Source organism: Phytohabitans rumicis (assembly GCF_011764445.1).
GTDB classification, from domain to species: domain Bacteria; phylum Actinomycetota; class Actinomycetes; order Mycobacteriales; family Micromonosporaceae; genus Phytohabitans; species Phytohabitans rumicis.
Map to the genome: position 1 here is coordinate 1,591,951 of NZ_BLPG01000001.1, position 26,046 is coordinate 1,617,996.

Annotated in this window: 18 protein-coding genes and 1 pseudogene; 11 read left to right on the top strand and 8 right to left on the bottom strand. The window is 68.3% G+C overall.

What is annotated here, in order from left to right; translation table 11 throughout:
* Window positions 1–20 precede the first annotated feature (20 nt).
* Window positions 21–995 (bottom strand): ABC transporter permease, encoded by a 975-nt coding sequence (locus Prum_RS06495; protein ID WP_173074786.1) that lies wholly within the window; start codon window positions 993–995, stop codon window positions 21–23.
* The gene (locus Prum_RS06500) at window positions 992–2,503 is read right to left on the bottom strand and encodes a sugar ABC transporter ATP-binding protein (RefSeq protein WP_173074788.1); all 1,512 of its coding nucleotides are present in this window, start codon (window positions 2,501–2,503) and stop codon (window positions 992–994) included. The genes Prum_RS06495 and Prum_RS06500 overlap by 4 nt, the downstream gene beginning before the upstream one ends.
* Window positions 2,504–2,877: 374 nt before the next feature.
* Here Prum_RS06500 and Prum_RS06505 point away from each other — a divergent pair, with 374 nt between their 5' ends.
* A complete protein-coding gene (locus Prum_RS06505) occupies window positions 2,878–6,426 on the top strand; it encodes a ThuA domain-containing protein (protein ID WP_173074790.1) in 3,549 nt (1,182 codons plus the stop codon).
* Between the two features lie 81 nt (window positions 6,427–6,507).
* Entirely contained in the window at window positions 6,508–8,019 is a 1,512-nt protein-coding gene (locus tag Prum_RS06510) for an arabinofuranosidase catalytic domain-containing protein (RefSeq protein WP_173074792.1), read from the top strand.
* Between the two features lie 554 nt (window positions 8,020–8,573).
* Here the strand turns inward: Prum_RS06510 and Prum_RS06515 are convergent.
* From Prum_RS06515 to Prum_RS06540, 6 genes are read right to left on the bottom strand one after another with little or no spacing between them, the layout of a single operon-like run.
* Window positions 8,574–11,243 carry a beta-L-arabinofuranosidase domain-containing protein gene (locus tag Prum_RS06515; protein ID WP_218577104.1) on the bottom strand — a complete coding sequence of 890 codons (2,670 nt, stop codon included), beginning with the start codon at window positions 11,241–11,243 and terminating at the stop codon, window positions 8,574–8,576.
* Window positions 11,240–12,172: a glycoside hydrolase family protein gene (locus Prum_RS06520; protein WP_173074794.1), complete on the bottom strand. Its 933-nt coding sequence runs from the start codon at window positions 12,170–12,172 to the stop codon at window positions 11,240–11,242. The genes Prum_RS06515 and Prum_RS06520 overlap by 4 nt, the downstream gene beginning before the upstream one ends.
* Window positions 12,165–13,679, bottom strand: coding sequence for an arabinosylfuranosidase ArfA (arfA, locus tag Prum_RS06525; RefSeq protein WP_173074796.1), 1,515 nt, complete (start codon window positions 13,677–13,679; stop codon window positions 12,165–12,167). Before arfA ends, Prum_RS06520 begins: the two co-directional genes overlap by 8 nt.
* Window positions 13,680–13,681: 2 nt before the next feature.
* Window positions 13,682–14,494, bottom strand: coding sequence for a carbohydrate ABC transporter permease (locus Prum_RS06530; RefSeq protein WP_173074798.1), 813 nt, complete (start codon window positions 14,492–14,494; stop codon window positions 13,682–13,684).
* On the bottom strand, window positions 14,491–15,492 hold the full coding sequence (locus Prum_RS06535; protein WP_218577105.1) for a carbohydrate ABC transporter permease: 1,002 nt from the start codon (window positions 15,490–15,492) through the stop codon (window positions 14,491–14,493). The genes Prum_RS06530 and Prum_RS06535 overlap by 4 nt, the downstream gene beginning before the upstream one ends.
* Window positions 15,489–16,850: an extracellular solute-binding protein gene (locus Prum_RS06540; RefSeq protein WP_173074800.1), complete on the bottom strand. Its 1,362-nt coding sequence runs from the start codon at window positions 16,848–16,850 to the stop codon at window positions 15,489–15,491. Before Prum_RS06540 ends, Prum_RS06535 begins: the two co-directional genes overlap by 4 nt.
* Window positions 16,851–16,969: 119 nt before the next feature.
* Between Prum_RS06540 and Prum_RS06545 the strand changes: the two genes are divergently transcribed.
* The 9 genes and pseudogenes from Prum_RS06545 to Prum_RS06585 all read left to right on the top strand — a co-directional run bounded on the left by Prum_RS06545 (window position 16,970) and on the right by Prum_RS06585 (window position 25,906).
* Window positions 16,970–18,184, top strand: coding sequence for an ROK family transcriptional regulator (locus tag Prum_RS06545; RefSeq protein ID WP_173074802.1), 1,215 nt, complete (start codon window positions 16,970–16,972; stop codon window positions 18,182–18,184).
* Entirely contained in the window at window positions 18,181–18,927 is a 747-nt protein-coding gene (locus tag Prum_RS06550) for an SDR family NAD(P)-dependent oxidoreductase (RefSeq protein WP_173074804.1), read from the top strand. The genes Prum_RS06545 and Prum_RS06550 overlap by 4 nt, the downstream gene beginning before the upstream one ends.
* A 101-nt stretch (window positions 18,928–19,028) precedes the next feature.
* Complete coding sequence (dgoD, locus tag Prum_RS06555) at window positions 19,029–20,024, top strand: galactonate dehydratase (RefSeq protein ID WP_246277697.1); 996 nt, start codon at window positions 19,029–19,031, stop codon at window positions 20,022–20,024.
* 95 nt (window positions 20,025–20,119) lie between these two features.
* Window positions 20,120–20,278 carry a CGNR zinc finger domain-containing protein gene (locus Prum_RS54960; protein ID WP_371871358.1) on the top strand — a complete coding sequence of 53 codons (159 nt, stop codon included), beginning with the start codon at window positions 20,120–20,122 and terminating at the stop codon, window positions 20,276–20,278.
* Between the two features lie 273 nt (window positions 20,279–20,551).
* The gene (locus tag Prum_RS06565) at window positions 20,552–21,190 is read left to right on the top strand and encodes a response regulator transcription factor (protein ID WP_246277698.1); all 639 of its coding nucleotides are present in this window, start codon (window positions 20,552–20,554) and stop codon (window positions 21,188–21,190) included.
* A gap of 53 nt (window positions 21,191–21,243) precedes the next feature.
* Window positions 21,244–22,233 carry a sensor histidine kinase gene (locus tag Prum_RS06570; protein WP_173074808.1) on the top strand — a complete coding sequence of 330 codons (990 nt, stop codon included), beginning with the start codon at window positions 21,244–21,246 and terminating at the stop codon, window positions 22,231–22,233.
* On the top strand, window positions 22,160–23,761 hold the full coding sequence (locus Prum_RS06575; protein WP_173074810.1) for an amino acid adenylation domain-containing protein: 1,602 nt from the start codon (window positions 22,160–22,162) through the stop codon (window positions 23,759–23,761). The genes Prum_RS06570 and Prum_RS06575 overlap by 74 nt, the downstream gene beginning before the upstream one ends.
* A gap of 953 nt (window positions 23,762–24,714) precedes the next feature.
* Window positions 24,715–25,121: pseudogene (locus Prum_RS55860) on the top strand (FNR domain-containing protein).
* A 17-nt stretch (window positions 25,122–25,138) separates the two neighbouring features.
* The gene (locus tag Prum_RS06585; protein ID WP_173074812.1) at window positions 25,139–25,906 is read left to right on the top strand and encodes an enoyl-CoA hydratase; all 768 of its coding nucleotides are present in this window, start codon (window positions 25,139–25,141) and stop codon (window positions 25,904–25,906) included.
* Window positions 25,907–26,046 lie beyond the last annotated feature (140 nt).

Genomic DNA, 26,046 nt, shown 5'->3' on the forward strand with positions numbered 1-26,046 from the left:
AAGCTCGGCGACTCGCATGGCTAGGCCGCCGCCTTTCGCCGGGCCCGACGGGCGTAGATGGCCACCGCCGCGATGATGATCAGGCCGCGGATCACCTGCTTGAAGAAGGCGTCGACCTCGAGCTGGTTGAAGATCGCGTCGATGCTGGCGAGCAGCAGCACGCCGCCGACGGTGCCGGCGACGCCGCCGCGCCCACCCGCCAGAGCGGTGCCGCCGAGCACCACCGCGGCGATCGACTCCAGGTCGTACAGGCCCTCGGTGCCCACCCGCGGCGCACCCGAGCCCAGCCGGCTGGCGAGGTAGATCCCGGCGACGCCGGCGCAGAGCGAGCACAGCATGTGGGCGGTGACGAGCACCCGGTGGTTGCGCACGCCGGAGAGCCGGGCCACCTCCGGATCGCCGCCGACGGCGATCAGGTGGTGGCCGAAGCGGGTGCGGGCAAGCGCGAACCAGGCCGCGGCGGCGACGGCGAGAAGCAGCAGGAACGACACGGGCACCGGTCCGACGCGCTGGTACCCGAGGCCTTGCACGAGGGCGGGTGCAGTCTTGCCGGCCGGGCCGTCGTAGCCGTTGTCGAGGTATCCCTTCAGCAGCAGGCCGACGCCGACGGTGGCGATGAACGCGTTGATCCGTGCCTTGGTGACGAGCAGCCCGTTGACGAGGCCGATCGCGACGCTGACCGCGAGTGCCAGGCCGATCGCCGGGACCAGTGCGCCGTCGTCACCGTTCATGGTCTCGGCCGCGACGAGGGTGCTGAGGCTGACCACGTACGCCACGGACAGGTCGAGTGAGCCGCCGATGATGACCAGGGTCTGGCCGACGGCGACGAGCCCGAGGCCGGCCGCGACATGCAGCAGGCTCACCGTCGTCGGCAGGCTGAACAGTTGGCCGCCGTCGACCGTGACGACCAGCCAACCGATCGCCAGGGTGAGCGCCAGGGCCAGGAACACGCCCGACGAGGCCCGGCGGGCTGGCAACGTCAGCACGCCGCTCATGCGGCCGCCTCCGGCGCGGCGCCGACCGCCAGCGCGACGACGTCCTGCTCCGTCGCGCCGGCGGGCAGCTCGCCGGCGATGCGGCCGTCGCGCATGACCGCGATCCGGTCGCTCATGCCGAGCAGCTCGGGCAGCTCGGACGAGACCATCAGCACCGCCGCGCCGTCGCGGGCGAGCTCGCGGACGAGATCGTGGATCGCCGACTTGGCACCCACGTCGATGCCGCGGGTCGGCTCGTCGAAGAGCAGGATCCGGGGAGCGAGCGCGAGCCACCTGGCCAGTACGACCTTCTGCTGGTTACCGCCGGACAGGAAGCGGATCTCCTGGTCCTCCCCGGCGGCACGCACGTCGACGGCGGCCAGCAGCTCCCGCACGCGCATGGCCCGCGCGCCGCGGGCGGTCCATCCCGGCAGGACGGCGCGGCTGGCCAGCAGCGCGTTGTCGAGCACCGACTGCCCGGCGACGATGCCCTCGCCCTTGCGGTCCTCGGTGACGTAGGCGATGCCGGCTCGCATCGCGGCGCGCGGCGAACGGAGCCGGACCGGCACACCGTCGAGCGTGACCTCACCGGTGGTGAACGGCGACACGCCGAACAGCGCGCGGGCCAGCGCCGACCGCCCGGAGCCATGCAGGCCGCCGATGCCGAGCACCTCGCCGGCGCGCAGACTCAGGTCGATCCCGCGCAGCTTCCGGCAGCCTCCATTGCGGACGGTGAGCCGGACCGAGCCCACCTCCTCCGGTCTCGCGCGGTCGGGGTAGTAGCTGGACAGCTCGCGGCCGACCATGTGCCGCACCAGCTCGTCGGCGCTCGTCTCGGCAGTGTCCAATGTGGTCACCCTGCTGCCGTCCTTGAGCACGGTGATCCGGCTGGACAGGTCGAAGACCTCCTTGAGGCGGTGCGAGACGTAGAGCATGCCTATCCCCTGCCCTTGCAGCCGCCGCACGAGTGCGTAGAGCTGCTCGACCTCGTGGTCGGCGAGGGCCGCGGTGGGCTCGTCCATGATGAGCAGTCGTGCGTCGAGGGCGAGGGCTTTGACGATCTCGACGACCTGCTGCTGCGCCACGCGGAGCTGTCCGACCAGGGCGTCGGGCGGCAACGCGCTCTCCCCGACCGAGTCGAGAAACGCCGCGGTACGACTGAGCATCGCCCTGCGGTCGACGAGCCCGCGGCGCACGGGTTCGTGCCCCAGGTACACGTTTTCCGCGACGGTGCGCTCGGGCAGCAGGTTGAACTCCTGATGGACGATGCCGATGCCGGCCCGCTGGGCGTCGCGTGGACCGCGGAAGGTACGGAGCGTGCCGGCGAGCGCGACCGTGCCCTCGTCGGGCGCGTACACCCCGGACACCACGTTCATGAGCGTGGACTTGCCGGCCCCGTTCTCGCCGACGACGGCGTGCACCTCGCCCGGCCGGACGTCGAGGTCGACGCCTTCGAGCACCCGCACGCCGAGGAACGACTTGCCGATGCCACGGAGGGTGAGCAACGGCGACGGCGGATCGTCGGACATGAGAAAGCCCCCACTGAACGGTAAAGCCGTGCGCGGTCGAATCGTTTCGTCCGGCCGGGATGCCGAGAGTAAGGGCATTCGACGGGAGCCTGCAATAGCAAACTGATGCACGGAAATGTGTTATCGAATCGATCCCGCCGAAGTCGTATTGACTTCCCGCTATGCCTGCCCGCATGCTGACCGGGCAGACCACGGGACAAGGTGGCATCTGATGTGACGCTGCGTTACGTCCCGGAGGAAACTGACTGCCCGTCGCGGCGGACGGCATGACGATCTGACTGGCATACGCACGCCTTCGGCAAGCCTGGCACATCGGAGGTGTGGCCAACGCGTGCCCGTGGTCGCAGCCTCGTTCCGCCGAAATAGGAGACGGCATGCGTCGCAGCACATTGATCATGGGGGCGATCACGGGTCTGTTACTGTCGCTCGCGATCGTCCATCCGGCGTCAGCGGCCCCGGCCTTCCGCGCCCTGCTGTTCACCAAGACGACCGGCTTCCGGCACGACTCGATCCCCGCCGGTGTCGCGATGTTCCAGGAGCAGGCGGCGGCCAACAACTTCGAGCTGGTCCATTCCGAGGACTCGAGCGTCTTCACCCCGGCCAACCTCGCCACGTTCGACGTTCTCATCATGTTCCAGACCTCGGGCATGGTGTGGACCGCGGCGGCCCAGCGCCAGGCGGTGGAGGGATTCCTCGCCAGCGGCAAGGGCATCGTCGCCGTCCACAACGCAACCGACATGGGCATCGAGAACGAGTACCCGTGGTGGGACCAGACCATCAACGCCGGCGCGCACATGCCGGAGCACTCCCCCGGCGTGCTGCCCGGCACCGCCATCGTCGCCGACAAGAAGCATCCGTCGACGGCCGGCCTGCCAGACCGCTGGAGCCGCAGCGAGGAGTGGTACAACTTCGACCGCAACCCGCGCGGCGACGTCCACGTCCTGGTCACCGCCGACGAGCGCACCTACAACCCGGGCTCCCGCGCGATGGGCCCCGACCACCCGATCTCCTGGTGCCGCAACACCGCGGGCGGGCGGGTGTGGGCCACCGCGATGGGTCACGCCATCGCCTCCTACAGCGAGACCAACTTCCGCAACCACGTCCTCGGTGGCGTCAAGTGGGCCGCCGGCAACGAGCCAGGCGACTGTGGCGGCACGGTGTGGGGCAACTTCGAGAAGCGGACCCTCGACGACAACACCGCCGACCCGATGGCCCTCGCGGTCGCACCGGACGGACGCGTGATCTACGTCCAGCGAGCCGGGCAGGTAAAGATCTTCAAACCGGCCACGAACTCCACCGTCACGGCGGGCACGCTCAGCGTCTACACCGGCGGTGAGGACGGGCTGACCGGGATCGCGCTCGACCCGAATTTCGCCACCAACGGCTACGTGTACCTGTACCACTCGCCGGCCAGCAGCACGACGGACATCAACCGGGTCTCCCGGTTCACACTCACCGGCGACACCCTCAACACGTCCAGCCCTGTCACCGTCATCGACGTCCCCGCCTACCGGGACCGCACCTTCCCCGAGCCGGGACACACCGGCGGGTACATCGAGTTCGGCCCCGACGGAAACCTCTACATCGGCACCGGCGACGACACCCCACCGAACCTCGACCCCAACTGGCAGGGCTACGCCCCGCTGGACTGGCGGTCCGGCAAGTCCAACCTCGACGCCGCCCGGACCGCCGGCAACACCAACGATCTGCGGGGCAAGCTGCTGCGCATCCGGCCCTCGGCCGGCGGCGGCTACACCATCCCGGCCGGCAACCTCTATCCACAAGGGACGGCGCAGACCCGGGCTGAGGTCTACGCGATGGGCTTCCGCAACCCGTTCCGCTTCTCGATCGACCCGGCCAACGGGTGGGTCTACCTCGCCGACTACGGACCCGACCGCGGCGGCCCCACCACCAACCGCGGCCCTGAAGGGCTTGTCGAGCTCAACGTCATCAAGTCCGCGGGTAACTACGGCTGGCCGTTCTGCCACGGCGACAACCAGCCTTACGCGCCGTTCAACCCGGACACCGGCGCCGTCGGGGCGAAGTTCAACTGCAACGCACCGGTCAACAACTCGCCCAACAACACCGGCCTGACCAGCCTCAAGCCGATCGTCGCACCGAACATGTGGTACGGGTACGGCACCTCGCCGAACTTCCCTGAGCTCGGCGCCAACGGCGCGGGCCCGATGGGCGGCCCCGTCTACCGCTACGACGCGGCGAACCCGTCCGCGACGAAGTTCCCGCCGTACTACGACGGCGTCCACTTCTTCTACGAGTGGATGCGTAATTACCTCAAGGAGGTGCACTTCGACTCGGCGACGGCGGTCACCCGGACCAACCCGTTCCTGCCGGCGGGAAACTTCAACAAGCCGATGGACATGGAGTTCGGCCCGGACGGCTCGCTGTATCTGCTGGAGTGGGGCACTCAATTCGGTGGCGGCAACAACGACTCCGGTCTCTACCGTATCGACTACATCCATGGTGGACGGTCGCCGGTCGCCAAGGCCGCCGGTACGCCCACAAGCGGGAACGCGCCGCTGACCGTGCAGTTCAGCAGCGCCGGCACCACAGACCCGGACGCCGGCAACACCCTCAGCTACCAGTGGACCTTCGGCGACGGCACCACCTCCACAGCGGCCAACCCGTCGCACACCTACACCGCCAACGGCAACTACACGGCGCAGCTGAAGGTGACCGACAACACCGGCCGTTCCGCCTTCGCCAACGTGCAGATCACGGTCGGCAACACCGCACCGGTGGTCACGGTCACCGTTCCACCCGACGGCGGCATGCTCAACTTCGGCGACCGCGTCTCGTACACGGTCAGTGTCACCGACCCGGACGGCGGGACCGTCGACTGCACCAAGGTCTTCGTCAACCCGGGCCTGGGCCACGACGACCACGTGCACGAGACCACCGACTATCCGGGGTGCTCGGGCACCATCTCCACCGACCTGCTCGGCGGGCACCCGGACGGCGCCAACCTGTACTACGTGCTCAACGCCAGGTACACCGACAGCGGCGGTGCCGGCGGCGCGTCTCCGCTCACCGGCTACGCGCACGTGCTGCTGCAGCCCAAGCACAAGCAGGCCGAGTACTACACCAACCAGTCGGGAGTCCGGGTGGTCGACCAGGCCGCCGCGGAGAGCGGCAAGCGGGTCGGCGACATCTCCAACAACGACTGGGTGGCGTTCAACCCAATGAACCTGTCGGGCATCAGCAGCATCAGCTACCGGCTGTCGTCGCCGAGCGGCGGCGGATCCATCGAGCTGCGCGCCGACTCACCGACCGGCACCCTGCTCGCCACGACGCCGGTGCCCAGTACCGGCGGCTTCGACAGCTACCAGTCGACGCCGGCGGTCAACACCGCGGCCCTCTCCGGCAGCCACGCGCTCTACGTGGTGTTCAAGGGCAGCGCCACCAACTGGTTCGACCTCGACTCGTTCACCTTTGGCGGCAACGGCGTCGGCACGCCCAATACCGGCGGCGGTATCGCCGGCCGGACCTGGACCGTGGCGGCGCAACACAGCAACAAGCTCATGGACGTCAGCGGAGTGTCCGCAGCCGACGGTGCACAGATCGTCCAGTGGGCGGCAACCGGTGGCAACAACCAGAAGTGGCAGGCCGTCGACGCCGGTAGCGGCGCCGTCTACCTGAAGGCGGTGCACAGCAACAAGTGCCTCGACCTCACCGGCGGCTCCACCGCCCAAGGGGCGTTCCTGCAGCAGTGGACCTGCAACAACAGCAACCAGCAGAAGTTCCTCGTCACCGCGACCGCCACCTCCGGCGTGTACACCGTCAAGAGCGTCCCCAGTGGACTCTGCGTCGACGTCAACGGCGCCTCGACCAGCGACGGCGCGCGACTCCTGCAATGGAGCTGCCACGGCGGCACCAACCAACAGTGGCGGTTCAGCGCCGTATAGCCCACCTCGGTGGGGGAACGCTCCGGTGCGCCACCACGCACCGGAGCGCCCCGCTCTCCCCGCGACCCGTAAGGAGCCGTCATGGTAGTTCCGAAAATCCGCGGTCACCGGTACGGACGGCTGTCCGTGCTGGGTGCCGCGGTCATCCTCGTCCTCGCCGCCGGCACCGCGGTGGCGGCCACCATCCAGCCGGGGCAGAGCGCCCCGCTCGTGGGCGGACAGTCCGGTCGCTGCCTGGCCGTACCGAACTCCAGCACCAGCAACGGCACGCAGACCCAGCTGTGGGACTGCACCGGGGCCGCCAACCAGATCTGGACCTACACGTCGAGCAAACAGCTGACGGTCTACGGCAACAAGTGCCTCGACGCCTCCAGCCGCGGCACCAGCAATGGCACCCCAGTCATCATCTGGGACTGCAACGGACAACCCAACCAACAGTGGAACGTCAACGCCAACGGCAGCATCAGCGGTGTGCAGTCCAGCCGCTGCGTCGACGCCAACGGGCAGGGCACGGCCAACGGCACGAACATCATCCTCTGGGACTGTCACGGCCAGAGCAACCAGCAGTGGAACTCGCCAACCACCACACCGACGGCGACACCCCCGACGACCACACCGCCGCCCACCGGCGGCGGCCCGTGCGACGTCTACGCCTCCGGCGGTACGCCCTGCGTCGCCGCACACAGCACGGTGCGCGCGCTCTACGGCGCCTACAGCGGCAACCTCTACCAGGTGCGGCGCTCGTCCGACAACACCACCCGCAACATCGCCGTGCTGAGCGCGGGCGGCGCAGCCAACGCGGCGACGCAGGACTCGTTCTGCGCCGGCACCGCTTGCGTCATCACCGTCGTCTACGACCAGTCCGGGCGCGGAAACGACCTGTGGTACCAGGGATCGACCGTGGTACCCGGCTCGACCCAGAGCCGCCCGGCGGTCGCGACCACCGAGTCGCTGACAGTCGGTGGCAACAAGGCCTACTCGCTCTACATCAACCCCGGTAACAGCTACTGGCGGGACGGCCATCTGACCGGTGTGCCGACCGGCAGTGCCCCCGAGGGCATGTACATGGTGACCAGCGGCACGCACGTCAACGGCGGCTGCTGCTTCGACTACGGCAACAGCGAGACCACCCGTTCGGCCGACGCCGCCGGAGCGATGGACGCCATCAACTTCAGCACACAGTGCTGGTTCGGCGGCTGCTCCGGCAGCGGCCCGTGGGTCCAGGCGGACCTCGAGTGGGGGCTCTACCCCGGTGGCAGCCAGTCCTGGAACCCGAACCAGCGCGCCTTCAACAGCAAGTTCGTGACGGCCACGCTCAAGAACAACGGGACGTCCCGCTTCGCCATCAAGGGCAGCAACGCCCAATCCGGCACCCTCTTCACGCTCTACGACGGCTCGCTCCCGCCCGGTTACAGCCCGATGAAGAAGCAAGGAGCCATCATCCTCGGCAGCGGCGGTGACTGCTGCAAGCCCGGCGGCGGCGCCAACCTCAGCGCCGGCACCTTCTACGAAGGGGCCATGGTCGCCGGCTACCCCTCCGACGCCACCGAGAACGCGGTGCAGGCCAACGTCATCGCCGCCGGTTACCGCTGAACCGCACACCCCGAGAGATCGGGAGCAAGAGCCCCGCACCGGCCCGCGGCATAGCCGCGGGCCGGTGTCTGGTGCGGCCTCGGGTCAGGTGGTGTCGAGGTCGGGGGTTTGCTTCGGCCTCCACCGGTACTGTCCGGCAAGCGGGAAGTCGCCATCGTACGGGTACAGGCCCCGCCTGTCGCCCCACGGGAGGCTGAGCCCAGTGGCTGCGCCGCCCCGACGGACTTCGCGAGTTAAGCGGTCCACAAACGCCACGCGGGGGTGAGAAACCGAACTTCAGCAGCTTCGACAACGCACGAGACCCGATGTTGAGCTGCAGAAACGACCTGTTCCCAGGCGACGCGCGTTACCCCAGCCGCTCCCCTTGACCCCCAGTACTCCGGTGGCCCAGCGGCATGCTCACGCACGTTTGCCCAGTTCGCTGCAAGCATAAACCGGCCGAGTAAAGGGGTCGCTTCCATCGGTCGGCGTCGTGGCCTCGTTCCGCACTCAAAGTCGTGATCCAGCCCGACGTTGCTGCGGCATCCTAGGACTGACCGTCCGTTCCGTCTGGCTCAGGGGAGGTAGGTGGCGCGCTTGGCGGTGCTGAGGATCGTCTCGCTGTCAGCCGGGGTCAGCAGACCGGCGTCTGCCCAGGCGTTCACGGTGTCGTGGACGTGGAGCAGCAGCTGAGCCTTGTTCTTGAACGGCGCGGCCGCCCAGATCTCATCGAGCAGGCTGACATCGCTGTTCATCGGGTTCGTTACACCGGAGCGGAGGTTCCCGAAGACGACCTCTGGCTCCGATCGCCGGAAATAGACGTGCGTCGGATCTCCGGTTCCTTCGTAGAAGGGCGCAATCTCGACTCCGTCGAGCAGGTAGTGCAGCGGCTTGCCGGGCACGGGGGTCAAGGTGAGTAGCAGGTCACCGGAGAGTGCGGCGTTGCGGTAGAGCCCAAGCTCCAGGTAGGTGCGCCGGCTGTGGCGGGCTACCAGGTTGACCGGCCCGTAGAACAGCGTCTGGATCGCCGAGTCGTCGGGCGCCTTCTCGACCCGCAGTCGGAAAGGCATGGTGATCCGTACGGTGTCTCCGGTCCGCCATCTCCGGGAGATGGTGAGATAGGTGCCGGGGACGCCGTCCTGCGCCACGATTTGGTCGTTGACGGTCACGTTGAAGCCGTCGCGTACCCAGTGGGGGACCCGCAGTTGCAGATCGAAGGTGGCGGTGCCAGCGAAGGTGAGCTCGGTGTGCTGTTCGACCGGGAAGCTGGTCGTCTGCGTGACCGTGATGCCCTTGTCCGCCCAAGTCACGGTGGACGGGGCGTAGAGGTTGACGTACAGGGCGCTGCCGTCGGACTGCGCGAAATACACCGAGTCCTGGTACTTCGTCGCGCTCTCCATGCCCGTGCCTTCGCAGCAGGTGGTCCCCTGCTTCGGTGTGTAGTCGCGGACGTGGCCCGGCGCCAGCCCGATGAAGTACGTGACAAGGGGCTTCTCGGCATCCGGCTGGTCCGCCTTCGAGCCGAGGATCTGGTTGTACATGGCACGCTCGTAGTAGTCCATGTACTTCGGGTCCGGCTCGCGGCAGAAGAGCATGCGGCTCAGCTTGAGCATGTTGTACGCGCAGCAGGTCTCCGCGTCGGTGTCGCTGAGCGTCCCGGCGATCACGCCCGGCGCGCGCCAGAACTCCGTGCTGCTCGTGCCGCCGATGCTGTACATCCGGGTCGGCACCACCATTGTCCAGAAGTTCTTCGCCGCGGTGAGGTAGCGCTGCTCCCCGGTCTCGTCGAAGAGCCGGAGCAGGCCGGTGAAGATCGGGATGTGCTGGTTGGCGTGCATGCCATCGAGGACGTCGGCGCCGAAGAAGCAGGCGTCGATGAGTTTGTCGAGATCGAAGAGGCGGGCCAGTGCCAGGTGCTCCGGCCTGCCGGTGATCCGGTGGACGTCGCAGATCGTCTCGACGATGCCGCCGTACTCGCCGCTGGAGAAAATGCCCCACATTCGTTGCAGGGTGGTCGCCGGGAGCTTCGACAGGCGTGAGTGCATCCAGTCGCACATGCCGGAAGCGAGGTCGAGCGCTCGCTCGTCACCCGTGGCCAGGTAGGCGTCGAGGAGACCCTGCAGGATCTTGTGAGCGGTGTAATAGGGTGCCCACACCACCGTGTAGTCACCATTGTTCATCGATTCCAGGGCGATGAACTGGGTCTCCGGGTATGCGGCAAGGAAGCCCGGATGGCTTGGCCCGCCCCAGGTACGCCGAAGCGTGGCATCCCGTTTCCGGCCGGAGGCGTCGGCGAAGGCGCCACCGCCGGTCTCGTCGAAGGCGTAGGAGGCGAGGTCGCCGACGCCTGCGGAGGTCTCGCGGGCCGTGGTCTTCTGCAGTTCGGCGATCTCGGCCGCCGTAAGTGCTCGCGACCAGAGGTTGAGCTCGGCGAAGGCGCCGGCGAAGACCGCATCGGCGAACGCGGAGCGCCCGAGCCAGGTCCTGACGAAGCCCAGCTTCGCCGGGTTGAGGGTCATGGTGGTGTGCACGCCGACCGGGACCCCGTTGACGTAAAGCGTGCCGGTGGTCCCCTCGATGGTCACCGCCAGGTGACTCCATTCTCCCGGTGGCAGCGGCTCGGTGCCGTTGACGCCCTGTTCCTTCCCGGCGCCGTCCACCGTGATGGCGAAGCGCGGCACGCCGTCCGCGTTGTTGGCGGCGAGGTAGCCGTAACGACCGGAGTCGTCGCCGAACTCGATCACCCGTGCGCCGCCGGCGGCGTGTGTCGGCTTCACCCAGACCGCCAGGGTGACGGCGGCCGACGTGTTCACGATATTGGTGGGCAACTCGATGTACTGGTAGGAGCCGCGGACGTTCTCCGCGGCCACGCCGAATCTGCCCGGAACGCTGAGCACGGCCGGGTCCTTGCGGAGCGCGTCACGGACGTCGATCAGGGCACCGATCATGTAGCGAATCTTCTCGGCGTAGACCACGTCTCCGGTGCTGGCAAAGGCATGGGCAAGCATCGTGAGGAAGTGACCGGTGTAATGCCCGCGCAGGTTTCCGTTCGCCTCGCCGTCCAGGCCCTCCCAACCGCCGGGTGCGACGGCGCCGTGGGGGGAAAGGCCGGCGTTCGCCCGGAACACCTGCAACAACCGGTCCACGTCATACGCTCGCGCGTAGTCGAGCATGAGGGCGCGCTTGGCGGCGAAAACGCCGTCGCCCAAGGCCACATCCTGCAGCGCGAACGGCTGCACGCTCACGGTGCTGCCTCCGGTGGCGACATGGTGATTTGAGTGAGGCGGTCGCGCTCGCAGTGCAGGGTGCCGTCGCGCAACTCCAGCTCGGTGACGTGGACGGCGCTGCGACGCTCCTCGCGCCCCGCCCCGATGGCTGCGAAATAGAACAGGAAGGCCCGGTCACCGCTCACCACGACGTCGGCGTGGTGACCGATACCGGCGGCGCCACCTCTCGCCGGTTCTGCCAGCAGGTTGCCGGGTTGGCGTACCCAGCGCAACGCGTCGTCGGAACGGTAGACGGCCAGCCCCTGCCAGACGTCGGTGATCATCCAGTACTGGCCACGCCAGTGGAACGCCTTCGGCCCCTCACCGGGCTGGTCGCCGATGGCTTTGCCGCGGTCGGTCCAGCCACGCAGATCCGGGCTGTCGGCGAAATAGATGGACTTGTTGTCGTCTTCCTCGTTGTACCAGAGCCGCCAGGTGCCGTCGGGAAGACGCAGCAGGCTGGCGTCGATCACCCGTCCCGATGCGAGGTCAAGCGGTCTGGGGTCGCCCCACGTACGAAGGTCGGTGCTGGTCAGGTGCACGATCGCGCGCGGGTGTGCCCAGTTGTCGAAGATGCCCGGCACGACGGTGAGGAACATGTGGAACGTGTCGCCGTCGAATACGACGTCCGGTGCCCAGTGGGTGACCTGTTTCCCGAGGCCGGTGCCGTCGTCGATCTCGGCGGTGCCGGCGTAGGTCCAGGTCGCACCGGCATCGGCCGACTCGGCGATGCCGATGCGGGTGCCGTGCACCCATGAGGCGCCGGGCAGTCCTGCCACGTTCGCCCGCCGGCTCGTATAGAACATCCACCAGCGCCGGACCTGGGGATTCCACACCACGATCGGGTCGGTGGGACCGTCGAGGATCGGGTCCCGGTAGAGCGGATCGGCGGCGAAACGGTCAGGCATGGGAAAGCCGAATCACGTTCCAGGACACCGGCGGCAGCGTCGCGCGCAGCGAGCCCGAGTCGGCGACGGCGGACGAGTTCGGCCGTGGGGACACCCGGTCGGGCTCGTCGGCGGTGTTGCGCGCATACGGGTCGTCTCCGGCCAACGTGTACGCCTCGGTGACCCGTGTCTTGCCGAGCGCACGGGTGTCGATCTCGAGGGACAGGGGCGCGTCGGTTGAGCGGTTGACGGCGAACACTACCGTCGTGGCGGTCTGCTCGTCGTGGGTGGCGACCGCGTGCAGCACCGGCACGTCGCCGTACTCCGTGGTCTTGTAAGTCGGTGAGGTCGGCTCCACCCGGAGCACGTCGCCGGTCGCGTGCCGGGATGCTTGCGCGAAGGGGTGGAAGGTGGTCTGCTTCCAGGCCCGCCCGCCGGGCTCGGTCATGATCGGTGCGATCACGTTGACCAGCTGGGCGAGGCTCGCCGAGGTCACCCGGTCGCTGTGCCGCAGCAGCGTGATCAGCAGGCTGCCGACTACGACGGCATCGGCCAGGTTGTAATGGTCTTCCAGCAGCCGCGGCGCGACCGGCCAGTCCTGCCCCTTCGGGAGCTCGTCGGCGAGCCGGCTGAGGTACCAGACGTTCCACTCGTCGAACGAGATGTTGATCCGCTTTTGGGAACGCTTCTTCGCGCGTACGTGGTCGGCGGTGGCCACGACGTCGGCGATGAAGTTCTCCATGTTGACGGCGCTGGCCAGGAAGCTGCCGAGGTCGCCGTCCTTCTCCTCGTAGTAGGCGTGGCAGGACACATAGTCGACGACGTCGTACGCGTGCTCGAGGACCGTGGCCTCCCACTGCCCGAAGGTTGGTATCGCCGATCCGCTGCTACCGCAGGCCACCAGCTCCAGGTCGGGGTCGACCATGCGCATCGCCCGGGCCGTCTGCGCCGCGAGCCGGCCGTACTCGTCGGCGTTCTTGTGGCCGATCTGCCAGGGCCCATCCATCTCGTTGCCGAGGCACCACATGCGTACGCCGTGCGGTTCCTTGGCGCCGTTGGCGATGCGCAGGTCGGACAGGCGCGTACCGGAGGCGATGTTGCAGTATTCGAGGACGTCGAGCGCCTCCTGGACGCCGCGGGTGCCGAGGTTGACGGCCATCATGGGTTCGACCCCGGCTTTGCGGGTCCAGCGGATGAACTCCTCCAGGCCGAACGTGTTCGGTTCGGTGCTGTGCCAGGCGAGGTCGAGCCGGGTCGGGCGGTCGGCCAACGGCCCGATGCCGTCCTCCCAGCGGTAGCCGGAGACGAAGTTGCCGCCCGGGTAGCGCACGGTGCTGATGCCCAGCTCTCGCGTCAGTGCGAGCACGTCGCTACGCAGGCCGTCCTCGTCGGCTGCCGGATGCTCCGGCTCGAAGATGCCGGTGTAGACGCACCTGCCCAGGTGCTCGACGAACGTCCCGAAGGTGCGTCGTGAGACCGGCGCTACCCGAAAGGCCGGGTCAAGAGTGAAACGTGCGGTGGCGGACATGGTCATTTCAGTCCCGAGGTGGAGAAGCCGGCGACGAAGCCGCGCTGGGCGAACAGGAACAGGGCGAGGACGGGCACGATGTAGATGATCGACCCGGCGGCGAGCAGGTTGTTGGAGGGAATGCCTTGCGGGTTGGTGTAAAGGGTCGCGATCGCCACGGGCAGGGTGGTGCGGTCGGCGCTCAACAGCAACACCGGTCCGACGTAGTCGCCCCAGCTCCAGGTGAACGACAGCACCAGGCTGGCGGCGAGCACGGGCCAGGACTGCGGGACGAAGATGCTCCAGAAGATGCGCGGGTAGCTGCAGCCGTCGAGGACCGCGGCCTCCTCCAGTTCCCGGGGCATGTTCGCGAAGAACTGCCGGAACAGGAAGATGAGGAACGCGGCTCCGGACAGTCCCCACAGGACCCAGGGCCAGTAGGTGTCGACCATGCCGAGCTTCGAGAAGATCAAGTAGGTCGGGATCAGCGTGATGATCTGCGGCAGCATCATCGTGGCCAGCAGGATGGTGAAGAGAATCCGCTTTCCCGGGGCGCTCAGCCGGGCGAAGCCGAACCCGACCCAGGCCGAGGTGAGCGTGACCAGTACGGAGTAGATGCCCGCGATCATCAGCGAGTTGCGGGCGTACCCGAGGAACGGGATGGAGGTCACCGCTTCGACGAAGTTGCCGGGCCGCGGATGCTCCGGGAGCCAGTGCAGCGCCGCCAGTTCCGACGGGTCTTTCAGTGCGACGATCACCAGCCAGGCGAACGGGCTGAGAAACAGCCCGACGATGGCGACAAGCAGGATGAACAGGGCGAACCGGCGAGTGCTCATCGGTCGCCCTCCTTGGGGTCGACGCCGTAGAAGACGGTTCGCGCCCCGACCTTGAAGATCAGCGCGGTGACGATGAGGATGATGACGAACAGGACCCACAGCAGCGCCGAGGCATAGCCGAAGCGGGCGCTGTTGAAGTATTGCGCGTACACATGAACCATGTAGAGGGTGTTGCCCTGCGGGAGGGCCTTGACATCGCTGGTGGCGCCGGCCGTGGGTGCGAGCAGGACCGGTGGCAGAAAGGTCTGCAGGGCGGCGATGATGCCGGTGACGACCTGGAAGAACAGCACCGGCGAGATGATGGGCACGGTGATCCGGCGAAACGACTGCCACGTGCTGGCGCCGTCGACCATCGCGGCCTCGTGCAGCTCCCGCGGCACGTCCTGCAGGCCGGCCAATGAAATGATCATGCAGTTGCCGCATCCCCAGAGGACGAGCATGACCAGCACGTACCGGGCGAACGGGTCGGTCAACCAGGTCACCGGCTTGACCCCGACCGCCTCCAGGAGGGCGTTGGCGGCGCCCGTGTCCCGGTCGAAGATGAGCTTGAAGGTGAGGGACGCGGCGACCGGAGGCACCACCGCCGGCAGGTACAGCAGGGTGCGGAACACGGCCCGTCCGGGTATCGGACGGTTGACCAGCAGCGCCAGGAAGAGACCGCCGACGATCGTCGCGGGCACGGTCACAGCGGTGAACAGTCCAGTACGCGCGAGCACCTGCAGCGTCTGGGGATCACTGAGGAGCTCACGGTAGTTGCGCAGGCCGACGAAGCGCGCATTGGGCGACAGGCCGTCCGAGTTGGTCATGCTCAGCCACAGGGCGTACCCGAGGGGGAACACCGTCAAGCCGATGAGACCGACGAGCCATGGGGCGACAAACAGGTAGAACGCGCCGGCCCGCCGACAGCCCCGCCGCGCTGGCTTGGTCGTGGGCGAGGCCGCAGCCGGGCGCACCCGGCTGGGCGCACCGGCGGTGGCCGTCAGCGGACTCGCGGTCACCGCACGAGCTCCTTGCCCGCTTTGAGCTGCTTGTTCATTTCGGCGTTCAACGTGTCCGCCAGGGCGGCGACCGAGGTGCCAGCCTTGATGGCGCCCGGAAGCTGCTGGTTGAGGATGGCGTCGAGGGCCTCGACCCGTACGTACGGGGTGAACGACAGCACCGAGAAGTGCGAAAGCTCGGCGTCCTGCACCGCGTAGGCCTGCTTCTGATACGGCTTGTCCTGCGGCATCTTCGTCCGCAGTGACTTCAGCGACGGGATGCCCCAGCCGCTGGCGGCACGCTGCTGGGCCGGTTCGCCGCCGAAGTACCACTCGAAGAACTTCCAGGCCGCGTCCTTGTTCTTGCTGGCCTTGGGGATCCAATAGCCCGTCGCACCGAAGCACGGGCTGACCCGGTTGCTGCCGAGCTGCGGGGCCGGAGCGAAGCGGGAGGTCGCGGCGATCTTCGCGTCGCCGGCGATGGCGCCGCCGAACCAGTAGCCGTCCTGGGCCATCGCCATGCGCCCGGCCTGGAAGGGCGGCCAGTCCCAGCCGTCCGGGTTGGGGTTGATGACGCTGGGCCCGACGTTGGCCTTGGCGTAGTCGAAGTACCAGGCGAGGGCCGCCTGCGCCTCCGGGCTGGTGAAGTCGACCGTGGCCAGGTCGTCGCTGAACAGGTGACCGCCGGCGGAGGTGACCATGTTCATGAAGGACACGAACAAACCAAGGCCGGTGGCGTTCATGCCGTACTGGATGGTCTTGCCACCCTTGGTCTTGGTGAGCTTCTTGCCCAGCGCGAGCCACTCGGCATAGCTCAACGGAGTGGTGTCGCTGGGGTAAGCGACCTTGGCCGCGTCGAACAGGGCGGTGTTGTACCAGACCATGGTGTCCTGCGAGTAGTCCTTGGCCATGCCGTACCGGGGACCGGCGCCCTGCTTCGTGCCGTCGAAGCGCCAGACGTCGTTGACCGGGTCTAGGTCGTCCACCTTGAGCACCTGGCTCTTGGCGAAGTAGGGGTCAAGGTCCTCCGCGATGCCGCGCGCGGCGATGTACGGGGTGTCCAGGGCGCCGAAGCCGCGGACGATGTCCGGCGGCGAGCCGCTGGCGAGCATGGCCGTCAGCTTGGTGATGTCGTAGACCACAACGTTGACCTTCGTGCCGGTCGCCTTCTCAGCCGCCGCGCGCGCGGCGTCGTCGAAGTCGTTGGTCACGGTCATCACGGTGAGGGTCGCCTGACCCGATGAGCCCGCGCCGCTGCTGGAGACGGAACTCGCACAGGCGGAGAGGAAGCCGCCACCGGCGACCGTGGCCGCGAGACCGGTCGAAGTGGTGAGGAACCGGCGGCGCGACATCGAGGCGCCGGAATGGGGAGTCGTCATGGGGGATGCCCACCCTTCTACCAGGAGTTTGGGCGATGAGTGGACAGAGTTTGTTCCCAGCGCGTTAAGTATGTCAAGAGTGTTGACGAAGTTTGTTGGGGCCTGACATCCTCATCGCCATGGATCGGGACACCGGCGGATCGCTGCGGTCGCTGCGCATGATCAACCAGGAGCGTCTTCTTAGCCTGCTGCTGACCCACGGACCGATGCACCGTGCGGGACTGGCCCGGCGCGCGGACCTGTCCCGCACCACCGTCTCGACCATCATCACCGAGCTGATGGCACACGGCCTGGTCGTGGAGTCCGATGGGGACTCCGGCATCCACCACGACGGGCGCGCCCGCGAGATGCTCGCCGTCAACCCGACCGCCGCCGCCGTCACCGGCATGGACTTCACCTTCAACGCGGTCTGGGTGCACGTCAGCGACCTGGGCCGCCAGGAGATCGCCAGTGGCGGCGCGCCCCTCGATCCCGCCCTCACCCCGGCCGGGCGCATCGACATCGGCATAACCCTGCTGGACCGCCTGCTCGCCCAGCACGGCCTCGATCGCGGCCGCGTCATCGGCGCGGGCATCGGGGTGCCCGGCCCCATCGACCGGGCCACCGGCGTCGTTGGCGTCTCCCTGCCCGGACAGCCGTGGTCGCACGTGCATGCTGCCGAGGAGTTCGGCCGCCGGCTGGGGGTGCCGGTCTTCATCGAGAACAACACCCGGCTGGAGGCGATCGCCGAAGCCCATTGGGGCGCCGGAAGCGGCGTGTCCAACCTGTTCTACTTCGGCCTGTCCAGCGGCATCGGCTCCGGACTCGTCCTCGACGGCCGCGTCTACCGTGGTGCGATCGGAGCCGCCGGCGAACTGGGGCACGTGTCGGTCAACATCGACGGTCCGGCCTGCCCGTGCGGCAACCGCGGCTGCCTGGTCGGCTACGCCGGCATCCCGGCCGTGCTCGCCGCACTGCGCCCCGCGTTGGGCGACGACGTCACCATCGAGCGCGTGCTCGCCGCGACCGCCGCCGGCGACCGCGCGTGCCTGGGCGTCCTCGCCGACGTCGGCACCGTCGTCGGGCGCGTGCTGGCCAACCTGTGCAACCTGCTCAACCCGGAACGCATCGTGGTCGGCGGCGAACTGTCGCGCGCCGGAGAGGCGCTGCTGTCGCCGATCCGGGACGCGGTCCGGCGATACGCGCTGTCGCTTGTCCGTGACGTCGACGTGGTGCCCAGCGCGCTGGATCTCGGTGCCCGGGCCGGCGCGGTCGGTGGCGCCGCACTGGTACTCACGGAGACGCCGTCGTTGGCCGCAGCGCTGGACCGCCTGGCGACGAAGGAGGCCACATGAACCGCTTCGCCGGCAAGGTCGCCGTGGTCACCGGCGGCGCCAACGGCATCGGCGCGGCCTGCGCCCGCCGGCTTTCCGCAGAAGGCGCCACAGTGATCATCGCTGACATAGACGCGGCCGGCGGCGAGCAGGTCGTCGCGGAGCTGAACACCGCAGGAGGCGCTGGACGGTTCGTCGAGTGCGACGTGGCCAGCGCCGAGGACTGGCGCCGCCTCGCCGACATCACGCTCGCCGACCACGACGGCGTCGACGTGCTTGTCAGCAACGCGTACGCCATGCACGTCGCCCCGACACACGAGCTGCCGGAGGCCGCCTGGGACCGCACCGTCGACGTCTGCCTCAAGGCCACCTACCTCGGTGTACAAGTACTGGCGCAACCACTGCTGCAGGCGCGAGGTGCGATCGTGGCGGTGTCCTCCGTCCACTCACTGTCCAGCCTGCCCGGCTTTGCCGCCTACGCCGCAGCCAAGGGCGGCCTCAACGCGCTGGTGCGGCAACTGGCCGCCGAGTACGGACCCGACCTGCGCGTCAACGCCGTGCTGCCGGGACCGATCGTGACCCGCCAGTGGGGAGAACTACCCGACACCGTCGAACGCGCGCAGGCGGAGGCCACGATCCTGCGCCGGATGGGGCGGCCGGACGAGGTCGCCGCCGCCATCGCGTTCCTCGCGTCCGACGAGGCCAGCTTTATCACCGGCGCAGCGCTCGTCGTCGACGGCGGGTGGAGCATCCGCCACCGATAGCCGACCCTTCGGGCAAGCCACACCGGCACAGAGAGAGTTGAGTACGTGAAGATCGTCAAGGTCGAAACCTTCCTCGTCCCCCGCGATGGCTATTCCTGCGTATGGAGACCGATGAGGGCATCGTCGGCTGGGGCGAGCCGATCGTGGAAGGGCGCGCCGAGACCGTCGCCGCCGCGGTCGGCGAACTCGCCGAGCAGTTGCTCGGCGCAGATGCGGCCCCCATCGAGGATCACTGGCAGATCCTTGCCAAGGGCGGCTTCTACCGCGGCGGCCCAGTCCTGTCCAGCGCCCTGGCCGGCATCGATCAGGCACTGTGGGACATCAAGGGCAAGGCTCTGGGCGTACCGGTCCACGAACTGCTCGGCGGGCCGGTGCGGCAGAAGATCCGCGTCTACCGGTGGATCAGCGGCGACAGCGACGCCGCGCTGATCGAGGACGGGCTGCGCGCCGCCGAGTCAGGATTCGACGCGGTCAAATACAACGCGACCCGGCGCCTCGCGCCCATCGAGAACGCCGCCGGGATCTGCCGGATCGTCGACCGGCTGGCCGCGCTGCGCGAAACGGTCGGCCCCGAGGTGGACATCGCCATCGACTTCCACGGCCGCTTCTCCACCGCCATGGCGCGGCGCGTCCTGCCGCTGCTCGAACCGCTGCTGCCACTGTTCGTCGAAGAACCGGTCCTGCCGGAGTTCTCCCGCGACCTAGCCCGGATCACCGACAGCACCGCGATCCCCATCGCCGCAGGCGAACGGCTCTACTCGCGCTGGGACTTCCGCGACGTCCTGCCCACCGGCATCGCCGTGGCCCAACCCGACCTGTCACACGCCGGCGGCATCTCCGAGGTGCGGCGCATCGCCGCGATGGCCGAAGCCTACGACGTCGCCCTCGCCCCCCACTGCCCGCTCGGCCCGATCGCTCTGGCCGCGAGCATCCAGGTCGACCTCGCCACCCCAACTTCCTCATCCAGGAACAGAGCCTCGGCATCCACAACAACAAGGGCAACGACCTGCTCGACTATCTCGTCGACCCAACCGTCTTCCGGTTCACCAACGGCTACGTCGACCGTCCCACCGGACCGGGGCTCGGCATCGACGTAGACGAGGCCGCGGTACGCCAAGCCGCCCGCGACGGCCACCGGTGGCGCAACGAGATCTGGCGCCACGCCGACGGCTCGTTCGCCGAATGGTGACAGCTGCGTGTCAAGGTCCGCCAGTGCGAGGCCGACGACTGCGTCATGCTGTTCCTGCCCGCCCACCCGCGCCGCCGCTGGTGTTCAGGCGCCTGCTGCGGCAACCGCACCCGCGTGGCGTGGCATTACCAACGCCACGCCGCTTCGACCAGGCAGGCGTAGGGCGCCGGGTGGCCCCCGGTCACGACGCGCTGAGCGTAGCCTTGCCACTTGAACAGGGCGCACGATCGACCATGGTGGACAGATCATCGACATCATGGTCAGTACCGGTCTCCGCGCCACACTCCGTCCAATTTGGAATCCTTCAAAAGTATTTACTGGTTCCAATGTTTTCGGTTTCTTTTTCGGTTCCGCCTTCATGACAATCACGCCAACTGCTGTCATGATGTTGGAGTGGATGAGGGTTCAACCGTCGACTCGCGTCGACTTCTCCTTGTGGAGGATGACGGTGAGCTTGCGGGAATGTTGGTTGACGTGTTCGCCGCCGAGGGTTACCCCACCGACCATGCGTCCGACGGTCAACGCGGACTCCACTTCGGACTGACCCGGTCGTACCGGCTGATCGTCGTAGATCGAGGGCTGCCGGGAATGGACGGCCTGGACGTCGTCGTACGGTTGCGTCAGCAGGCCGTCAGCGCCCGAATACTCATGTTGACCGCGCTCGGCGGCACCGCCGACCTGGTCGAAGGGCTCGACGCCGGCGCCGACGACTACCTGGCCAAACCATTCGAGGTAGCGGAGTTGCTGGCCCGAACGCGGGCCTTGAGTCGACGCGCGGTCGACGACGCCGAGGTGATTCCGTTGGGTTCGGCGCGGCTCGACGTGACACTACGCGGAGTCCATTTGGCCAGCGGTAAATTCGTCAGTCTGTCCGGCCGGGAGTTCGCACTGATCCGATCGCTGGCGACGCGCCCCCGGGTGGTGCACAGCCGCACCCAGCTGCGCGGCAGGGTATTCCGCGGAGCCGACTCCGAGTCCATAGTGGATACGTATGTGCACTATCTGCGACGTAAGCTGGGACCCACCATAGTGCGTACCGTACACGGGTTGGGTTATCAGATCGGCGCCCTATGATCGGAGCACCCCACAATCGGGAAAGGCGTATTCTGTGCCGGGTCCGACTGGTAGTGGCATCGAGCCTCGCCGCCGCGGTCAGCGGCACGGTCCTAATGGTCGGCGGTCTGGCGTGCCTCCTCGTCGGCCTCGTCGTGGCATCGACCTTCGGCGTTCTGGTCGCCTGGCGGGCGCTGCATCCGATGGTGCAGCTGCTGGACCGGCGCCGGCGGTTCGTCGCGGACGCCAGCCACGAACTGCGGGCACCGCTTACCCGCCTGCACGTTCGAGGTCAGCTTCTGTTGCGCCGGGCGGAAGAACTGCCCGAGCCGCTCGTGACCGAACTGCGCCGGATGGTAGCGGGCACCCGCGAACTCGGTGAGGTCCTCGATGACATGCTGCGCACCGCCCGACTATGGTCGGATGCTCCCGGGAGCGAGCGGGTCGACCTGGACGCCGTCGCCACGGACCTGCTAGCGGCGGAGGCGGGGCGCCTCGCCGAGCGAAAACTGGTCGCGGTCCTGCGGGTCGGGCCTGAGCCGCTCGTCGTGTTGGGAGTCAAGCCCGCCCTACGACGGATGCTCTCCGCCCTGCTGGACAACGCCATCGGACACACCCCACCCCAGGGTCGGATCACGGTCTCCATCGCGACCGTGGACCACGGCCGAACGGTGGAACTGGTCGTCGGGGACACCGGCGTCGGCTTCGATCCGGTGCAACACCGCACGATGTTCGACCGGTTCAGCCGGGGCGCCGCTGGTCAGGGTCAGCGGTTCGGTATCGGGCTCGCTCTCACCCGGGAGGTGGTCGAAAGCCACGGCGGGACGATCGCCGGCGTCGGCCAGCCTGGGCGGGGCGCGCGATTCATCGTGAGGTTGCCTGCGGCACCCCCTCGCAGACCTTCTAAGAACATTCTGAGATCTGTCCACAACCATCGATGTAGGTGTGCGGCGGTTGCCGCGCACGCGTCGATCGGAGGGACCTGCCGCGATGCATCAGCAGTTGATCGAGCGGACCTCGACAGCGTGGTCCACACCCCTGCTGGACCACCTCTCTGGCCATGACCGCCGGAGGTTCCAGCTCTTTGGACAGGGGCCGGTCGCGGCGGTACCGGACACCCACATCCACCACGCGTTCGAGCGGCACGCGGCCATCCGCCCGGACGCCACCGCCGCCGAACATCACGACGAGACGATCACCTACGGCGAACTGAACCGCCAGGCGAACCGGCTCGCCGCACAACTCGCCCGTCACGGCGTCCACCCCGGCGACAACGTCGCGGTGTTCGTCCGGCGTGGCATCCCCATGCTGGTCGGAATCCTCGGCGTGCTCAAGGCCGGTGCCGCGTACGTGCCGCAGGACGCGGGCCTGGCCCCGTCCGCCCACCTCCGCCACGTCATCGGCGCCGCGGCCACCCGGGTCATCCTGACGACGTCCAACGTCGCGGACCGGATACCGGTGCCGACCGGCCATCACCTCATCGCCATCGACACCCTGATGACCCAGCCTCTCGGCCCCTCCGACGACCGGTTCCGCCCGCAACGGCCGGGCGACGCCGGCGAGAACTGCTACATACTCTTCACCTCCGGCACGACCGGACGCGCCAACGGCGTCGCCGTCACCCACCGCAACGTCTGCAACATCCTGCTCACCGCGCCCGGAGACCTCGGCATCCGCCCGGGGTGGCGGGTGGGACAGGTGCTCAATGTGGCGTTCGACATGGCGGCGTGGGAGATCCTCGGCTGCCTCAGCCACGGCGCCACCCTCGTCATCCGAGGGCAGGACATCGCCGAGACCGCTCAGCACGTGGACGTCATCATCGCCACCCCCACCATCCTGAGCGCCCTCGACCCCAAGCGGTGCGGATCGGTGAAGGTGGTGGCAGTGGCCGGCGAGCCCTGCCCGCGACCACTGGCCGACCGGTGGGCCCGCCGGTGCACCTTCTACAACGCATGCGGACCAACCGAGACCACCATCGTGAACACAATGCATCGCCACCACCCGAACGCCGCGCGGCTCACCATCGGGCGGCCAACCCCCAACAACACCGTGTACATCCTCGACCAAACCGGGCATCCCTGCCCCATCGGCGCCACCGGCGAGATGTGGGCCGGCGGCGACTGCGTCTCCGCCGGCTACCTGGACAACCCGGCGCTGAACGCGGAACGCTACGTCCCGGACCCGTTCCTGGGCGGCGGCGGAGTGATGTTCCGTACCCGGGACCTCGGCCGCTGGACCCCGGACGGCCAACTGGAGCACCTCGGCCGGACGGACGACCAGGTCAAAATCCGCGGATTCCGTGTCGAACTGGACTCGGTCTCGGCCATCCTCGAGTCGGTACCCGGCTGCCGGCGGGCCGTCACCCTCAAGCTCGACGACCGCAGCCTCGTGTCCTTCGTGGCTCCCAACCAGGTGGACCCTGAGATGGCGAGGCAGGCCGTCGCCTCGGCCCTGCCCTACTACTGCGTCCCGACGGCCGTCCACCCATTGGCCGCCCTGCCCGAGACCAGCCGCGGAAAAGTCGACAAGGCGGCGCTGCGACACATCGCACTGGCAAACCGCGCCACCAACGGGCTGGAGCGGACGGCATGAGCGTAATCAGTCCCGTCGACACGTCGACAGCGCCCACCGCTTTCGCAGTCGAGCATGTCGCCCTGCCACCGCCGCCGTCGTCGTCACCTCTCCGGCGCATCCTCAAACATCCACGGCTGATGCATCACAACCGTCTCGCCGCCCTCGTCCTCATCGCGAACCTGGCACTGCTCGGGCACGCCCTCACCGGTGGCGGCTGGTGGTCCGGCGACCGCATCGACCTCGCGGCCGTCTCCGCCGCCGTCCTGGCGAACTTCGCGCTCGCCATCCTCATTCGCCAGCAGTACGTCATCAACCTGCTGTTCTGGCTCGCCACCCGGGCGCCCACCCACTGGCCACTGCGGATCCGGTGGACCCTGGGAAAGGTGTACCACTTTGGCGGGCTGCACGTCGGCGGTGCGCTCGCCGGAACGTTGTGGTTCGTCGTCCTCACCGCGTCGATCACCCTCGACACCCTGCGAAGTGCCCCGCCGGTCTCCATCGGTCTACTGGTGGTTTCGTACGCGCTGCTGGCTTTGCTGGCCGCCATCGTGCTGACCGCGCGACCGGGCTACCGGGCCAGGCAGCACGACCGGTTCGAGCGGATGCATCGGTTCGGTGGTTGGACCGCGCTGGTCCTGTTCTGGACCCAGACCGTCCTGTTCGTACAGACAGGGGATGGGAGCCTGCTGGCCGCGCCGCAGATCTGGGTACTCGCCCTTCTCACCCTCAGCGTCGCGCTGCCTTGGCTGCGCCTGCGCAAGGTGCCCGTGGCGGTCACCCGGCCCTCCAACCATGTGGCGGTGGCCCGCTTCAACCATGGGGTGACTCCGTTCGCCGGATCGTCCACCGCGATCAGCCGCCACCCACTGCGGGAATGGCACTCGTTCGCCAACGTGCCCGCTCCCGGCGAGTCCGGCTTCCGTCTCACCATCTCCCGCGCCGGCGACTGGACCGGATCGTTCATCGACGACATGCCAGCGCACGTCTGGGTCAAGGGCATCACCACCGCAGGCGTCGCGAACATCGAAACCCTGTTCACCAAGGTGGTCTACGTCGCCACCGGCAGCGGCATCGGCCCGGTGCTGCCGCACCTGCTGGCCCGGAAGGTGCCATCCCGGCTGGTCTGGGCAACCCGCAGCCCACGAGCCACCTACGGCGACGCGTTGGTGGACGAGATCCTGGCCGGTCAGCCCGACGCGACCGTCTGGGACACCGCCACGCACGGCAAGCCCGACATGGTCCGGCTGGCCTACGCCGCGTACGCAGCGTTCGGGCCGAGGCCGTCATCTGCATCTCCAACAAGAAGCTGACCTGGCAGGTCGTCCACGGCCTGGAGCGCCGGGGAATCCCGGCGTACGGCGCCATCTGGGACTCCTGAGTGAAAGGGAAACCGCTATGGAATACATCAAGATCGAGCAGCGTGGGCGGGTCGTCACCGTGCACCTGCACCGGCCCGAGGTGCTGAACGCGCTCAACACCGCGCTGATGACGGAACTGGTCGACGCGCTCCGACCGCTCGACCGGGACCCCGCGGTGGGCTGCTTCGTCATCACCGGCTCCGAACGAGCCTTCGCCGCCGGTGCCGACATCCGCGAGATGGCGCCGAAGTCCTCCATCGAAATGTTCGCCGAGGACTTCTTCGCCGGCTGGGACGGCTTCACCGCGCTGCGTACGCCGAAGATCGCCGCCGTGGCCGGATACGCGCTCGGCGGCGGCTGCGAACTGGCCATGATGTGCGACATCATCTTCGCCGCCGACACCGCCCGCTTCGGGCAGCCGGAGATCACGCTCGGCGTCATCCCGGGCATCGGAGGGACTCAGCGCCTGACCAGGCTGGTCGGCAAGGCCAAGGCGATGGACATGATCCTCACCGGACGGTTGATGGACGCCGTCGAAGCGGAGCGGTCCGGCCTGGTCGCTCGGGTGGTTCCCGCCGACCAGCTGCTGCCGCAGACGATGGCCGCGGCCGAGATGATCGCCGCCTACGGCAAGCTGGCCGCGATGACGGCCCGCGAGGCCGTCGACCGCGCCCTGGAGGTCGGCCTGCGGGAGGGCCTGCTGTTCGAGCGGCGCGTGTTCCACGCCCTGTTCGCCACCGAGGACCAAACCGAGGGTATGCAAGCGTTCCTGGAAAAGCGGCCCGCCCGATTCACCGGCCGGTGACACGCACGGGGTGCCGGATCGCACCGATCACCGCGGCCGTCAGCGGACCGGCGCCGCCGTCGATCCCCGCCGCACGAACTCCGCACGGACGTGCAGCGGCTCCGGGACGTCGTCGCCGCCGAGGGCGGCGAGGATCTGGT

Excerpts from the sequence above, each read along its gene's own strand:
- Prum_RS06500 (WP_173074788.1), bottom strand. The coding sequence starts at position 2,503 with ATGTCCGACGATCCGCCGTCGCCGTTGCTCACCCTCCGTGGCATCGGC.
- Prum_RS06505 (WP_173074790.1), top strand. The coding sequence starts at position 2,878 with ATGCGTCGCAGCACATTGATCATGGGGGCGATCACGGGTCTGTTACTG.
- Prum_RS06550 (WP_173074804.1), top strand. The coding sequence starts at position 18,181 with ATGAACCGCTTCGCCGGCAAGGTCGCCGTGGTCACCGGCGGCGCCAAC.
- Prum_RS06545 (WP_173074802.1), top strand. The coding sequence starts at position 16,970 with ATGGATCGGGACACCGGCGGATCGCTGCGGTCGCTGCGCATGATCAAC.
- dgoD (WP_246277697.1), top strand. The coding sequence starts at position 19,029 with ATGGAGACCGATGAGGGCATCGTCGGCTGGGGCGAGCCGATCGTGGAA.
- Prum_RS06495 (WP_173074786.1), bottom strand. The coding sequence starts at position 995 with ATGAGCGGCGTGCTGACGTTGCCAGCCCGCCGGGCCTCGTCGGGCGTG.
- Prum_RS06585 (WP_173074812.1), top strand. The coding sequence starts at position 25,139 with ATGGAATACATCAAGATCGAGCAGCGTGGGCGGGTCGTCACCGTGCAC.
- Prum_RS06510 (WP_173074792.1), top strand. The coding sequence starts at position 6,508 with ATGGTAGTTCCGAAAATCCGCGGTCACCGGTACGGACGGCTGTCCGTG.
- Prum_RS06530 (WP_173074798.1), bottom strand. The coding sequence starts at position 14,494 with ATGAGCACTCGCCGGTTCGCCCTGTTCATCCTGCTTGTCGCCATCGTC.
- arfA (WP_173074796.1), bottom strand. The coding sequence starts at position 13,679 with ATGTCCGCCACCGCACGTTTCACTCTTGACCCGGCCTTTCGGGTAGCG.
- Prum_RS06575 (WP_173074810.1), top strand. The coding sequence starts at position 22,160 with ATGCATCAGCAGTTGATCGAGCGGACCTCGACAGCGTGGTCCACACCC.
- Prum_RS06540 (WP_173074800.1), bottom strand. The coding sequence starts at position 16,850 with ATGACGACTCCCCATTCCGGCGCCTCGATGTCGCGCCGCCGGTTCCTC.
- Prum_RS06520 (WP_173074794.1), bottom strand. The coding sequence starts at position 12,172 with ATGCCTGACCGTTTCGCCGCCGATCCGCTCTACCGGGACCCGATCCTC.